Here is a 12,621-nt window from a genome sequence, read left to right as displayed (position 1 = left end):
CTTGCTTCCACTCATAGGCAATATTTAGATATCATGAAAAACGATGATATTTAAGATTGGAATAAAAATGAAAAATATCAAGAGTATGGATCTCAACTTGCTCAAGGCGCTGGACGCATTGTTAGACGAACGCAATGTGACACGGGCGGCGGCCCGTCTGGGACTAACCCAGCCGGCCTTGAGTGGCATGCTGACGCGGTTGCGCGAGAGCTTCGGTGACCCGCTTTTCGCGCGCTCGCAGCGGGGTATCGTTCCAACGCAGCGGGCGCTGGATCTAGGGATGCCTGTCAAGCAGGTGCTCGCCGAAATCGACGCGCTGCTCCAGCCACCTTCCTTCAATCCGGCCACCGCACAACTGACCTTCTCCATCGCCGCGACGGACTATGCGCTGCGTGCCGTTGCTGTCCCATTTCTATCGGCACTTAAACGGCACGCACCGCGTGTACGAGTCTCATTAGTGCCAGTCGAGAGCGGGCAGCTACAGAACCAGCTTGAGCGCGGTCAGATCGATTTAGCCCTCCTGACGCCAGAGATCACTCCGCCAAATCTGCATGCCCGAGAGCTGTTCAAGGAACACTATGTGTGTGTCCTGCGGGAAGACCATCCTGCGGCTATGGGGCGCAAGCTGACCGTTAAACAGTTCTGTGCTCTCGACCATGCGCTTGTTTCCTACGATGGTGGAGGTTTCCGCGGCGTCACCGACGATGCGCTAGAACAGTTGGGCAAACGACGCAGCGTCACACTGTCGGTCAAGAGCTTTCTGATCTTGCCAGACATCCTGCGTGCCAGTGACATGGTTGCGATCTTGCCGAGCCGCTTGGTCGCCGGTATGGACAAGCTGGCTATCTCCCTGCCGCCGGTGAAGATACCGGGGTTCACCAAGACGGCTGCTTGGCACGAACGCACCCATCACGATCCAGCACATCGCTGGATACGAGCACTGCTGTTCACTTCCTGTGCTAACAACAAGTAGGCAAGATCGCTCCTATCGTCATGCTCAGCACAACTCTACCTCGCACTACAAATAAGCAATCAGTCGGCTCAATTGGAGACGCGCCCTTTCGTAGCGCCGCTGCGAGATAGCCTAGTCGGTGGATGGCAGAACCTAGGCCTTGATATCATATTTTATGATATCAAAAATAGAAACTTAGGATTTCACTTATTGCAGATGGAGGCTCATGATTTGCTCCATGACCACTTGAATGACGCAGCCACCCCTGTTGCGTCATCGACATTTTGTGAAGGAGCTTCGATATGAGCAAGCAACAGAACGCCATCCTCTGGCCCGAAGGCTACACGCCGGGCTTTACTGAGAATTTCGCCTCCAATGAGATCATCGCCGCCGGCTTGAGCGCGGCCGACGTATGGCCTCTACTCGTCACACCATCGCTGTGGCCAAGCTACTACGCCAACTCGGCTAACGTGTGCTTTCATGACGGCAAAGGCCCGGTACTGGCCGACGGCGATCGGTTTTACTTCGAGACCTTCGGCTTCCCGGTAGAGGGGCAGTGCAACGAATACGTGCCACCTGCGGATGGGCAACCCGGCCGCGTGGCCTGGCACGGCTGGTCCGGCGAGGAAGGCACAGATACGCGCCTGGATGTGCATCACGCCTGGCTGGTTGAGAACCTGGACGGCAGGCGCGTGCGCATCCTCACGCAGGAAACTCAGAAGGGCAAACCGGCCGAGGAGCTGCACAACGCCAAACCCAACCCGATGATCAACGGCCATCAGGACTGGCTCGACAGCTTGGTCGAGGCAGCGCGCAAAGCCAAGCAGGCGTAGTGGTCTCCGGCCGCTTGATCCCAAGCGTCTGAACGGAGAAAACCATGATGAGAACTCCCCTCAGGATTCTGCTGGTCCTGACTTCGCAGGCAACGATGGGCGACGAACTGCTCAACCGCGAATGGTTCCGCAGTCGGACCGAAGCGAAGGTGCTGATCGAACGTTGGCGACAGTTCTACAACGAGCAGCGGCCGCATAGCGCGCATGCTTACAAACCGCCGGCGACGATCCGGCGCAACTGGATCCAATCCGATAGCATCCCCTCCGAACTCACTGCCTGACTGGCTACAAAGTTCGTACTCAGGTCACCTTGGCGCAGGCACTGAAGGTGGAGCCACCCGGAATGGGTGCTCCCACCGCCTTACGCGCACTGGCTCGAACTCTCCCGAGGCGCCGGCAAGCTCGTCACATAGCGACTAGAGAGAGGAGGTGACCGTACGAGTTCCCAGCGCCCGATCCACTCTGGGAGCTGGGTCGCCTAGCGACTACGCTACCAATGGAGCTAGCGATCAACTCGATAACTTGAGCGTGATAACGCCCAGGATGATCAACGCCACGCCAAGGTATCGCATCAGGGAGGTTGGGTCGCCATAGAAATGAATTCCGACTAAGAAAGTTCCCGCCGCTCCGATACCCGTCCACACCGCATAAGCAGTCCCAATCGGTATCTGACGCTGAGCAAGCCATAGGAAGGCGCCGCTAATTGTCATGAAAGAGACGGCTACTGCGACCCCACTCCAACGCGATGTTGGCTCTTGCGCCATTTTCAGCCCGACCGGCCATCCGATTTCAAACAATCCAGCCAAAACAAGATAGATCCAACCCATTGCGATTCTCCTTCAAATTTTTCATATCCGGCATACATACTCCGGCATGACCACCAGCTTAGAACTTCGGCGGCTCTTTAGGCGTGGTGTGGGGCACATCGCCATCTTCGTAAAAGCGCTTTCGCGTAGCCTCGGCAACCCGGTTACATAGTTGGTCGCCCAGCATTGGTCGATCCAACTTGCATTGCTTGCGCAACTCTTTCAGACGCTCAGGATTGAGCGCTAATTCATCGACTGTCGGAAGGTTGGCTTTATCTGGTTTCCCAGATGGGCTGCAGGCTGCCAATGTCGAGGAAAGCAATATGAGAGCAATCTTCTTCATGGTTAATTTTCTTTGGGAGATTGTGTGATGGTTTACCGCCGACCTTTGGCATCTGGAGATTTGATCGAATGAACGCGTTCCATGAAGCGAGTCAGCATTTCTGACGGCTCGCTGGCCGGCCGTAGTAGATAGGTCGTGAGCATTGGCGAACGTCCAGTCAGCGGCCGTGCGACCACCCCCTGTTCCCTGCTGGCTGTGATATGCGCGCCTCCTGTGAGGCCTAGTGCAAGTCCCGCCGAAACCAGGACCATCATTAGATCGCTGGAAGTCACGCGTTCGGCAATCAGTGGCTCTATGTCCACGCGACGTAGCACCCGTTCAACTTGCCGAGCATGGCCCTCACACGCCACCGCGTCGCAGAGCACCAGCGGATACCGCAACAGCTCTTCTAGGGGAATCTGTTTGTGGGATAGCAAGGGGTGCCGTGCGGGCACAGCTACCATCAGAGGGTCACTCCACACCGGCACGGCGATGATGCCTTCGCCGACTTCATCCGATTGAGCGAAGCCGAGATCGTACAGTTCGCCACACAATCCCTTGATTTGCTGTGCCAAAGGCACCTCGAAGAAGCGAACTTCCACTTCCGGCTCTTCCTGCCGGCAGAGCGCCAACAACGCAGGCAGGCGCGATGGCGTGATTCCATCAGACAATGCAATACGGAGCTGGCAATGAAAGCCATTGGCTGCGGCGTTCACACTGTCGCGCGCCTGCTGCAAAGCTGCGAAGACACGCGGCACGCTCTCAAAGAAGAGCCTGCCCGCACGAGTCAAGCGGGTGCTCCGAGTGGTTCTCGCAAATAGCGCTACGCCCAACTCTTCCTCAAGTTCCTTGATGGCGCGCGACAGCGGCGATGTCTCTATGTGGAGGCGCTCTGCGGCTCGGGCAAAGTGCAGCTCCTCTGCCACCGCCAGAAAGTAGCGCAGGTGTCGAATTTCCATGTTCGCATTCCTCATCACTCAGGCCTCACCACCTTCGCCTTGCGTCACGCTATTTAGCTAGCCTTCGCAAGCTGCTCCAGCATGTTTCTGCGATCAAACAGGAGAGCCGGATAATGCTTTTGCCAGGACGCCCCATTGCATGGCTGTCTCGGCCCGCGTGCGGATCAGCGAAGCCTGCGCTGACAGCACCCCGGCCTCAGCCTCGGCCACCACCGTGGCGTCCACTTGTCCCGCCTCGAACAGACGTCGGCTGCGATCGAGCTGACGCTCCGCGACTGCGACACCCTCGGCCTGATGCTCCAGTGCTGCGTGCTGCGTATGCCAACCGAGATATGCGTTCTCTACGTCCTGCAAAGCACTCAACAAAGTGCGCTCGAACTCCGCACGGGCAGCTCGGCTGCGCGCCTCTCCGGTCTCGATGCCGGCACGGATCGCGCCACCATCGAAGATCGGCAACGACACCCCGGCCCCAAGTGAAAAAATGTTTCCAGTGATGCGGGTTCCCACACTCTCTACGCGCTGCCGTCCGCCGCTCAGGTCCAACACCAGCCTGGGGAAGCGTTCGCCTTCGGCTGCGTTCCAGCGCGCGGTTTCGGCGGCGAACTTCGCTTCGGCGGCGCGCACGTCGGGCCGCTCACTCAGCAGGTCCGCAGGTATGCGTGTCGGTGTCCAGTCCGGGACGGCGAGCGACGCAAGAGTTGGGGAAGCTGCAGGCGCTCCGGGCGTTTGTCCCACTAGTACATCGAGTGCATGCGTCGCCTCGCCGCGCGCACGCCGCAGTTGCTCTTGCTCCACGCGCAGTGCGACGACGCCGGCGCGGGTACGCTCGATGTCGAAGCCGGTAGCTTGTCCGGCCTCGAACTTCCGTTGCATCAGCAAGACGAGTCGTTCTGCGGATGCCAGCCGCGCCGCGGCTAGCGCTTCGAGCTCACTGGCTTGGCGCTGCTGCACAGCCGCCGACACTGTTTCAAACGCGACCTGCCACCGCGTGGCAACCCACGCTTGTTCGGCTGCCACCGCATCCAGGCGCGCACCTTCTGCTGCCTGCGAAAGCCGTCCCGACAGGTCTGCCTCCCACGATGCGGACAACGTGGCGCGGCCATCATTGCCGATTGCAACGTTCTCTGAATAGTCGCGTCCTCGAGTTGCCTGCGTGCCCGCGGACAACGAGGGGAGCAGGGAGGCCCGTGCTCGCCGCGTGGCGGCCGATGCCTCGTCCACGCGCGCTCGCGCAATCGTCAGTTCGGTATTGCGCTCCAGCGCCGCCCGGACCAAGGCATTGAGGTGCGGATCGCCGTAGGCCGTCCACCAATCGACGGGAAGAGTACGGCGGGACGATTTGTCCAAGATGCCTTCACCTCCCTCTTCATTTGAGAAATGGGCCGGTACATCCAGGCGAGGTGGATCGGCAGAGTGCGGGGCATGGCTGCAGGCCGCAAGAAGCAGTAGCGGAGAAATCATGGCAATGAGGCGATAGCGTTCAAGAATTTGAGACATGGCAGCTCCTTGCGCTCCGAAAAAGTCTTGACGGACTGTTGTATGGCTTCTACTATACCGTCTGGACTGTATATGACTCAAGCTTTTTTGGAGCACGACCATGCCGCCCCGCGCGAAAACAAAGTTGCCCCCCCCGTCCACTGCCCATAGCAGCGCCGATGCGCAGCCCGGCCTCCAGCAAGGAGCCCAGCGAACTCGCGACCGCATCCTGCAGGCCGCCCGCGAACTGGTGCTGGAGGAAGGTGCCAGTCGCTTGACACTGGACGCCGTCGTTGTGCGGGCCGGGTTGAGCAAAGGGGCGTTTCTCTATCACTTCAAGACCAAACGCGATTTGTTCGTGACACTGATCGACGAGATGATCCGGGCGTTCGACGCGGTACAAGCCAATCACGAGCGCAGGTTTGCCGGAGATCCGGACCCCTGGCTGTCGAGCCAGGTGGAAGCGATGCCCGACGACGAGATGCAGAAGATGGGCGCAGCGCTGCTCGCGGCAGCTGCGGAAGATCCAACACTTCTCGACCCACTGCGCGAGTGGTACCGCGTGCAGTACGAACGCGTGCGTCGATCCCCGCGTGGCACCGAGACCGCGGCACTCATCATGCTGGCATTGGATGGCGCCCTGTTCGCCGATCTTCTGGGTTTGCCAATACTCGCACCCGCAGAGCGGCGGCATTTCTTTCGGGCGCTCCAGGATCTCGCCTCGGGCCATCTCGAACTTGTCCCGGCAAAAGGACGCACATGAGTCGCGTCCGTAGCGGTGTCATGACCGCGTGCGCACCGCGCTCCTTGGCGGTTGCTTGCACACTATCCATTTCGACTCTGCTCTCAGGGTGCGGAAACTCGCAATCCACCGTATCCGAGCCTCCGCGCGCAGTGAAGCTCGCCGCCGCGCAGTCGGATCTCCCGCATAGCTCTCGCATCGAATTGACTGGCTCGGCGCGAGCAACCGAGCGCAGCATCCTAGGATTTGAAACAGGAGGACGGATCGCCAAGTTGAACGTCGACGTGGGTGAACGGTTCTCCCGCGGCCAAGTCCTGGCAGAACTTGATGCGCAACCTGACCGGCTTCGCGTGACACAAGCGCAAGCATCCCTGGCGGCCGCCGAAGCCGGCCTGATGGATCGACGTGTACAGACAGATCAACAGCGCCGGTTGCTCGAAAGCGAAGTCATCTCCCCTGCTGCGTTCGAGAGCGCGAAGGCGCAGCTAGCGGTCGCAGAGGGTCAAGCGCGCACTGCCAAGGCGGCGCTTGGCCTGGCCGAACGAGCACAACGTGGCACGATGATCGTCGCTCCTTTCGATGGTGTCGTGGCGGAAAAGCTGGCTTTGGCGTTCACCGACATTGCTGCTGGTGCGCCGGTATTTCAGGTCGACGGCGTGCGCAGTGGCACTGAGATCATCGCGAACGCGTCTACTACACAGGCACCTCACATAGATGTCGGCCAACGCGCAGAACTGAGCTGGAGCGGAGCCGAACAACCAATCCGAGCGGTGGTACGTCGTGTCGGTCTGCGCGCCGAAAATGGCTCGCTCCTACCCGTGGTGCTAGTGCCTGAAGATAACGCGCAAGCGCGCGCACTTCGGCCAGGTATTCCCGTACAGGTCGTGCTCGACGCACCTGCGGCAACCTCCAAGACCTCTCGGCCCGAGACTGTATCCATACCTTATGCCTCGCTGGTGCTCGGCACGAAGCCGGGCGAGGCTTCCGTCTTCGTCTACACCCCTGAAGATAAGAAGGTGCACCGTCGCGCGGTGCGCTTCACGCCGGTACAGGAAGGAGACAGCGCGCGCGTCCTCGCTGGACTCAAGCCCGGCGAGACGGTGGTTGCCGCCGGAGGAGGATGGCTCACCGATGGACAGCCAGTGACACCACTGGAAGCCACCACTCAATTGACCAAGCGCTAACGCGATCCACCAGGTTACTTCATCATGAAGATCACCGAGATGGCGCTGCGCGCCAGTCGACTTACCTACTTTGTAGCGCTCATCATTTTCGTCGCCGGCATCGCGACCTTCCTGAATTTTCCTTCTCAGGAGGAGCCGACTGTCACGGTCCGCGATGCGATGGTCACGGCGTTGAACCCGGGGCTGCCCGCCGAACGCGTTGAGCAACTCATTGCCCGGCCGATCGAGGAGCGCTTGCGCGAACTGGCAGAGGTCAAGCGCGTGACGAGCACCGTGCGCGCAGGCAGCGCCATGATCCAGGTCACGATCTGGGACCGCTACACCGACTTGGCACCGATCTGGCAGCGCGTCCGGGCCAAGGTCGCCGATTCGAAGGATGCCTTACCACAGAGCACGATGGGGCCTTTCGTCGACGAAGACTTCGGCCGCGTCGCGGTTGCCTCGATTGCGGTCACTGCACCAGGTTACTCCATGAGCGAGATGCGCGTCGCGCTCAAGCAGATGCGCGACCGCCTGTACACCGTGCCTGGTATTGAGCGCATCACTTTCTACGGCCTGCAGGAAGAGCGCGTCTATCTCGAATTCGATCGGCCTAGGCTCGCGCGATTGGAGCTGACACCACAGGGGGTGATCGACCAACTCGTCAAACAGAACGTCGTCGCTTCGGGTGGACAAATTGTTGTCGGCGGCATCAATGCAACCTTGGCGGTCAGTGGCGAAGTGCGTGACGCTCCCTCCCTGCGAGCAATGCCGATCGCGCTGCCACGACCGCAAAGTAGTACGGCGCCCGTGCCGACGATCGCATTGGGTGAACTGGCGCAGGTGAGTGTGCGGCCAGCCGATCCGCCGGAATCTGCTGCCATCTACAAAGGCCAGCCCGCTGTCGTCATGGCGGTTTCGATGGCCTCCGGTCAGAACGTGGAGCAGTTCGGAAAAGCGCTCAAAGCACGGGTTGCAGACCAGGAGAAGCTGCTGCCGGCGGGTTTCGATCTGTCATACGTCACTTTCCAGGCCGATGTCGTCAAGCACGAGATGGGCAAAATGAACCACGTCATGATGGAGACGATCATCGTCGTCCTCGGTGTCGTCGTGCTATTTCTCGGTTGGCGCACCGGGATCATCGTGGGCATGATCGTGCCGTTGACGATCCTCAGTGCACTCATCGTCATGCGCGCGATGAACATCGAGCTTCAGAACGTCTCGATGGGCGCCATCATCATTGCGCTCGGCTTGTTGGTGGACAACGGCATTGTGATTGCCGAAGACATCGAACGCCGCCTGGCCGGTGGCGAAGATCGTAAGCATGCCTGCCTCGAGGCGGGCCGCACGCTCGCCATTCCGCTGCTCACGTCCTCGCTCGTGATCGTGATCGTGTTCTCGCCGTTCTTTTTTGGCCAGAACGCCACGAGCGAGTATCTGCACAATCTCGTGGTCGTGCTGGCACTGACGTTGTTCGCTTCGTGGCTGCTGTGCCTGACTGTCACGCCCCTATTGTGCTACCACTTCGCCAAACCCCATCACAAGCAGGAGCAGGGCGACGCCTATGACACCCGCTTCTACCGTGGCTACCGGCGCGTACTGGAGTGGGTGCTCCACCATAAGGCGGTCTATGTAGCGTCGATGATCGCGGCGCTTGCCATTGCGCTGTATGGCTTCACCACCCTGCCGTACGATTTCATGCCCAAGTCCGACCGGCTTCAGTTCCAGATTCCGGTGCAGCTCGCCCCCGGTACCGACTCGCGCGAAACGCTCGCCCGCGTGAAGCAGATCAGTGGTTGGCTGGGCGACACGAACATCAATCCAGAAGTCTCCGATCACATCGGCTACGTCGCCGATGGTGGCCCGCGCTTCATCCTTAGCCTGAATCCACCACTGCCGGCATCGAACATCGCGTACTTCGTTGTCACATTGAAGCCGAAGAGCGACATCGACGCCGTCCTCGCCCGCACCCGCAGCTACTTTGCGCAAGCACATGGCGACGTGCGCGCCGAGCCCAAGCGTTTCTCGCTCGGTGCGACCGAGTCAGGGACTGCCATTTATCGCGTCAGCGGTCCGGATGAGGAGGTATTGTTGGGGGCCGCGTCCAAAATCGAAGCAGCGCTGCGCAAGCTGCCCGGCACCATCAACGTCAAGAACGATTGGGATACGCGCGTTGGCCGCATCGACGTACGGGTCGACCAGGACCGCGCGCGTCGGGCGGGCGTGACGACTGAAGACATCGCTGGCGGGCTGGATGTCCGCTACAGCGGCAGATCGATCTCGGTTATTCGCGACGGTGACACCTCCGTCCCGATCGTCCTGCGCAGTATCGTAAGCGAGCGTCGCAGCACGGCAGACGTAGGCGCGACGCTCATCTATCCCACCAACGGCGGTCCAGCGGTGACGCTGGCTCAGGTCGCAGACGTATCGCTCGCGAGCGAGCCCTCGGTCATCCAACGGCGCAATCTCATCCGCACGATCACCGTGCAAGGACAGAACACCTCTTACACCGCCCAGGAGATCATCAACCGCCTGGCGCCTAGCGTCGCTGCCCTGGACCTGCCCGCGGGCTACTCGGTTGAACTTGGCGGCGAGATCGAGGAAGCCGCCGAATCGAACGCCGCGCTGTCGACCTACATGCCCCTCGCATTTCTGGCGATGCTGATGCTGTTCGTATGGCAGTTCAATTCTTTCCGCAAGCTCGGTGTGATCCTCGCGACGATCCCTTTCACGCTTATCGGCGTGGTATTGGCTCTGAAGCTGACCGGCACACCTTTCAGCTTCATGGCGACCTTCGGCGTACTGGCCCTGTTCGGGATCATTGTCAACAACGCCGTGCTCTTGCTGGAACGCATCGACCAGGGGCTAGCGGAAGGCCTGCCACGCCATGAAGCCTTGGTTGGGGCCGCGATACAACGGCTTCGTCCAATCGTGATGACCAAGGTCACCTGCATTTCGGGACTGGTGCCACTCATGCTCTTCTCCGGACCATTATGGAAAGGGATGGCGATCGCGATGATCGGTGGGCTGGCACTCGGAACGCTGGTGACGTTGGGCTTGATTCCGCTGCTTTACGAAGTCCTGTTTGGAATCAAGCGAATTGGGCCGTGGAACCTGAGTGTCGCCACCGCGCATGGAGATCGCTCATGAGTCTCTTGCGAGCCGCCGCGTGCTGCGCATTCTCAGAATTCGTATGCACCCACGCTTCATGCGTATGTCTCGCTAGGCTTATGCGATTCAGCACCCATCCGCTGATCTGGAAATCCTGGTCGATTGTCATTGCCGCAGGGGTTCTAGGAGCGGGCTATCCACTGGGCCTGCGGGCCATCACGGCGGGCGGTCCGATGCGCTGGGTCGGCCTCTGTGTGGCAGTGACGTGCATGGCGGCCAGCGGCGCACTTTTGTGGTTCGCGCTCAAGCGGATTCCGATCAGCGCGGCCTCTGCAGCCTGGGCAGGAATCGGGCTACTTGGAAACTTGGGCGTCGGCGCCCTCCTACTAGGCGATGTCGCATCGGTAACGCGCTGGTCTGGCACCGCCCTCATCGCAGCAGGCATTGCCTGTCTTAGTTTCGTTTGATCAAGGAGACCCATTATGAAGAGCAAAACTGCATTGATCCGCGGCGGCATCTTTTTTTGCGTAGCAGGCGCGCTCTCTGGATGCGCGACCAACAGCATGACGCGCTCCGGATTTCTCGGCGACTACGAGAAGTTATCGCCGACACGATACGAGAACGTACTGATGTACCGCGCAGCGGGATTCGAGCCCAAGCGTTATGCCGCTGTCGTGGTGGAAGAAGCGCAGATCAAGACCGCCTCGGGTCGCATCGATGGGCTCGATGACGCGCAGCAGCGCGAAGTGCTAGACCATGTGACGAGCGAACTGAAACGCCAGGAAGGCAAAAGTCCCGCCCCCCCAGGTGGCGCGGGACAGGTTCGGGTGCGTGTAGCGGTCACCGAACTGCAGACACCGAATCGGGCAGTCAATGCAATGACGACCCTGCTGGTTGGACCCGTGACGACGGGTGGTGCCAGCCTAGAGTTCGAAGCAGTCGATTTAAGGACGGGACGCCGGGTTGCTGCCGCCAGTTGCTTCGAGCGCGGCAACGTCATTAAAGAGTTCGCCGGTTCGTACACATTGCTGGGTCATGCCAAAGCGGCGATCACGAACTGCATCGAGCGCATCGACAGCGCTTGGCGGGACACGCAGCCATGAGCAACGCTTCACAGGCTTGGCTCCGGCAGGATGCCATGGTCGGCGGTGATCACAAATGGCTGGCGGGTGGCGACTGGACGATAGAGCACTACGCCAGTCTGGCAAAATCCGTGTCCGCCGCCCGCATCAGTCATGCCGAGGGGTACGCCACTCCCTTACTCGACTGGACGCAAGTCCAGAGACTGGACACCGCCGGCGCGGCTCTGCTGGTGGAAATTCTCGGGCCAGACTCGATACTCGACCGGCCGGAGGCAGCTCCAAATCTGTCCTCGGATCGCCTCGCCCTAATGAGAGCGCTGGCCGCCGCTGCTACCGATCAGCAGAAGACGGAGAAAGCAGCGGTGAGCGGGAATCCTCTGCTCCGCGGTCTGGGACGCATAGGCCTGACCTTGGAACAGGGCTGTCGTGCGTGTCTTGGTCTGGCCGGGTTCGTGGGCCAGATCATCGAAACATGGAGCCGTACCGTTCGTCACCCGCGTCGCTGGCGCGCGACCTCGGTGATCGCTCAAATCCAGCGATCAGCGGTGGACGCCATTCCCATCGTGGCGCTACTGAGCTTCATGGTAGGAATGGTGGTGGCGTTCCTGGGAGCAACGGTGCTGGCCAACTTCGGTGCGAGCATCTTCTCGGTGCATCTGGTCGCCTTCTCGTTCATGCGCGAGTTCGGAGTGCTGCTCCCGGCCATATTGATTGCAGGCCGTACCGCAAGCGCGTACACCGCCCAAATCGGTTCGATGAAGGCAAATGAAGAGATCGATGCGCTTCGCTCCAACGCGCTCGACCCCATCGAGTTACTGGTGCTGCCACGCGTGCTGGCGCTTCTTGTGTCCTTGCCACTGCTCACCTTAGTAGGCATCTTGGCTGGCATTGCGGGCGGCGCCACCGTATGCGCACTGAGCTTGGAAATTCCTCCCGCACAGTTCCTTGCCATCGTGCAGGAAAAAATCGAGGTGCGCCATTTTCTTGTCGGAATGAGCAAGTCCCCGCTCTTCGCGGTGATGATCGCCGCTATCGGCTGCCATGAAGGGTTCAAGGTCGCCGGTAGCGCTGAGTCGGTAGGCGACCACACGACGTCTAGTGTCGTGCAATCAATCTTCATGGTGATCCTGATAGACGCCATCGCTGCACTGTTCTTCATGGAGATGGGCTGGTGA

Annotated in this window: 12 protein-coding genes and 1 pseudogene; 9 read left to right on the top strand and 4 right to left on the bottom strand. The window is 60.2% G+C overall.

Annotated features, from left to right (window positions below; all coding sequences use genetic code 11):
- Window positions 1–67 precede the first annotated feature (67 nt).
- The 3 genes and pseudogenes from VQ065_RS24610 to VQ065_RS24600 form a co-directional block, all read left to right on the top strand.
- Window positions 68–973 carry a LysR family transcriptional regulator gene (locus VQ065_RS24610; RefSeq protein ID WP_023093368.1) on the top strand — a complete coding sequence of 302 codons (906 nt, stop codon included), beginning with the start codon at window positions 68–70 and terminating at the stop codon, window positions 971–973.
- A gap of 281 nt (window positions 974–1,254) precedes the next feature.
- Window positions 1,255–1,785, top strand: coding sequence for a hypothetical protein (locus tag VQ065_RS24605; protein ID WP_000043569.1), 531 nt, complete (start codon window positions 1,255–1,257; stop codon window positions 1,783–1,785).
- Window positions 1,786–1,886: 101 nt separating this feature from the next.
- A pseudogene (locus tag VQ065_RS24600) lies at window positions 1,887–2,066 on the top strand (integrase core domain-containing protein); the annotation flags it as partial.
- A gap of 228 nt (window positions 2,067–2,294) precedes the next feature.
- On the opposite strand, the gene VQ065_RS24595 reads toward VQ065_RS24600, so the two are convergent.
- The 4 genes from VQ065_RS24595 to VQ065_RS24580 all read right to left on the bottom strand — a co-directional run bounded on the left by VQ065_RS24595 (window position 2,295) and on the right by VQ065_RS24580 (window position 5,369).
- A complete protein-coding gene (locus VQ065_RS24595) occupies window positions 2,295–2,612 on the bottom strand; it encodes a DMT family transporter (protein ID WP_000539741.1) in 318 nt (105 codons plus the stop codon).
- Between the two features lie 58 nt (window positions 2,613–2,670).
- Window positions 2,671–2,934 carry an EexN family lipoprotein gene (locus tag VQ065_RS24590; protein ID WP_000717310.1) on the bottom strand — a complete coding sequence of 88 codons (264 nt, stop codon included), beginning with the start codon at window positions 2,932–2,934 and terminating at the stop codon, window positions 2,671–2,673.
- A 32-nt stretch (window positions 2,935–2,966) separates the two neighbouring features.
- Window positions 2,967–3,872 (bottom strand): LysR family transcriptional regulator, encoded by a 906-nt coding sequence (locus VQ065_RS24585; RefSeq protein ID WP_000405670.1) that lies wholly within the window; start codon window positions 3,870–3,872, stop codon window positions 2,967–2,969.
- 93 nt (window positions 3,873–3,965) lie between these two features.
- Window positions 3,966–5,369: an efflux transporter outer membrane subunit gene (locus VQ065_RS24580; RefSeq protein ID WP_000078291.1), complete on the bottom strand. Its 1,404-nt coding sequence runs from the start codon at window positions 5,367–5,369 to the stop codon at window positions 3,966–3,968.
- A 100-nt stretch (window positions 5,370–5,469) separates the two neighbouring features.
- Here VQ065_RS24580 and VQ065_RS24575 point away from each other — a divergent pair, with 100 nt between their 5' ends.
- The 6 genes from VQ065_RS24575 to VQ065_RS24550 are packed head-to-tail and all read left to right on the top strand — an operon-like array spanning window position 5,470 to window position 12,621.
- Window positions 5,470–6,111, top strand: a complete 642-nt coding sequence (locus VQ065_RS24575) for a TetR/AcrR family transcriptional regulator (protein WP_023093369.1) — start codon at window positions 5,470–5,472, stop codon at window positions 6,109–6,111.
- Window positions 6,108–7,274, top strand: coding sequence for an efflux RND transporter periplasmic adaptor subunit (locus VQ065_RS24570; RefSeq protein WP_003092290.1), 1,167 nt, complete (start codon window positions 6,108–6,110; stop codon window positions 7,272–7,274). The genes VQ065_RS24575 and VQ065_RS24570 overlap by 4 nt, the downstream gene beginning before the upstream one ends.
- 24 nt (window positions 7,275–7,298) lie before the next feature.
- Window positions 7,299–10,403 carry an efflux RND transporter permease subunit gene (locus VQ065_RS24565; protein WP_003092293.1) on the top strand — a complete coding sequence of 1,035 codons (3,105 nt, stop codon included), beginning with the start codon at window positions 7,299–7,301 and terminating at the stop codon, window positions 10,401–10,403.
- Window positions 10,400–10,831 (top strand): DMT family transporter, encoded by a 432-nt coding sequence (locus VQ065_RS24560; RefSeq protein ID WP_000055206.1) that lies wholly within the window; start codon window positions 10,400–10,402, stop codon window positions 10,829–10,831. The genes VQ065_RS24565 and VQ065_RS24560 overlap by 4 nt, the downstream gene beginning before the upstream one ends.
- Before the next feature lie 15 nt (window positions 10,832–10,846).
- Complete coding sequence (locus VQ065_RS24555; RefSeq protein ID WP_000837791.1) at window positions 10,847–11,467, top strand: DUF3313 family protein; 621 nt, start codon at window positions 10,847–10,849, stop codon at window positions 11,465–11,467.
- The gene (locus tag VQ065_RS24550) at window positions 11,464–12,621 is read left to right on the top strand and encodes an MlaE family ABC transporter permease (protein ID WP_000063629.1); all 1,158 of its coding nucleotides are present in this window, start codon (window positions 11,464–11,466) and stop codon (window positions 12,619–12,621) included. Before VQ065_RS24555 ends, VQ065_RS24550 begins: the two co-directional genes overlap by 4 nt.

It is taken from the genome of Pseudomonas sp. KBN10P06128 (genome assembly GCF_037574945.1).
In the GTDB taxonomy this organism is placed as follows: Bacteria; Pseudomonadota; Gammaproteobacteria; order Pseudomonadales; family Pseudomonadaceae; genus Pseudomonas; species Pseudomonas aeruginosa.
The sequence above is the reverse complement of the archived record's forward strand: the minus strand, read 5'-3'. Positions and strand labels throughout refer to the sequence as shown.

What these genes read in the sequence shown, in the direction of transcription:
- VQ065_RS24610 (WP_023093368.1), top strand. Translation starts at nt 68, where the DNA reads ATGAAAAATATCAAGAGTATGGATCTCAACTTGCTCAAGGCGCTGGAC.
- VQ065_RS24605 (WP_000043569.1), top strand. Translation starts at nt 1,255, where the DNA reads ATGAGCAAGCAACAGAACGCCATCCTCTGGCCCGAAGGCTACACGCCG.
- VQ065_RS24595 (WP_000539741.1), bottom strand. Translation starts at nt 2,612, where the DNA reads ATGGGTTGGATCTATCTTGTTTTGGCTGGATTGTTTGAAATCGGATGG.
- VQ065_RS24590 (WP_000717310.1), bottom strand. Translation starts at nt 2,934, where the DNA reads ATGAAGAAGATTGCTCTCATATTGCTTTCCTCGACATTGGCAGCCTGC.
- VQ065_RS24585 (WP_000405670.1), bottom strand. Translation starts at nt 3,872, where the DNA reads ATGGAAATTCGACACCTGCGCTACTTTCTGGCGGTGGCAGAGGAGCTG.
- VQ065_RS24580 (WP_000078291.1), bottom strand. Translation starts at nt 5,369, where the DNA reads ATGTCTCAAATTCTTGAACGCTATCGCCTCATTGCCATGATTTCTCCG.
- VQ065_RS24575 (WP_023093369.1), top strand. Translation starts at nt 5,470, where the DNA reads ATGCCGCCCCGCGCGAAAACAAAGTTGCCCCCCCCGTCCACTGCCCAT.
- VQ065_RS24570 (WP_003092290.1), top strand. Translation starts at nt 6,108, where the DNA reads ATGAGTCGCGTCCGTAGCGGTGTCATGACCGCGTGCGCACCGCGCTCC.
- VQ065_RS24565 (WP_003092293.1), top strand. Translation starts at nt 7,299, where the DNA reads ATGAAGATCACCGAGATGGCGCTGCGCGCCAGTCGACTTACCTACTTT.
- VQ065_RS24560 (WP_000055206.1), top strand. Translation starts at nt 10,400, where the DNA reads ATGAGTCTCTTGCGAGCCGCCGCGTGCTGCGCATTCTCAGAATTCGTA.
- VQ065_RS24555 (WP_000837791.1), top strand. Translation starts at nt 10,847, where the DNA reads ATGAAGAGCAAAACTGCATTGATCCGCGGCGGCATCTTTTTTTGCGTA.
- VQ065_RS24550 (WP_000063629.1), top strand. Translation starts at nt 11,464, where the DNA reads ATGAGCAACGCTTCACAGGCTTGGCTCCGGCAGGATGCCATGGTCGGC.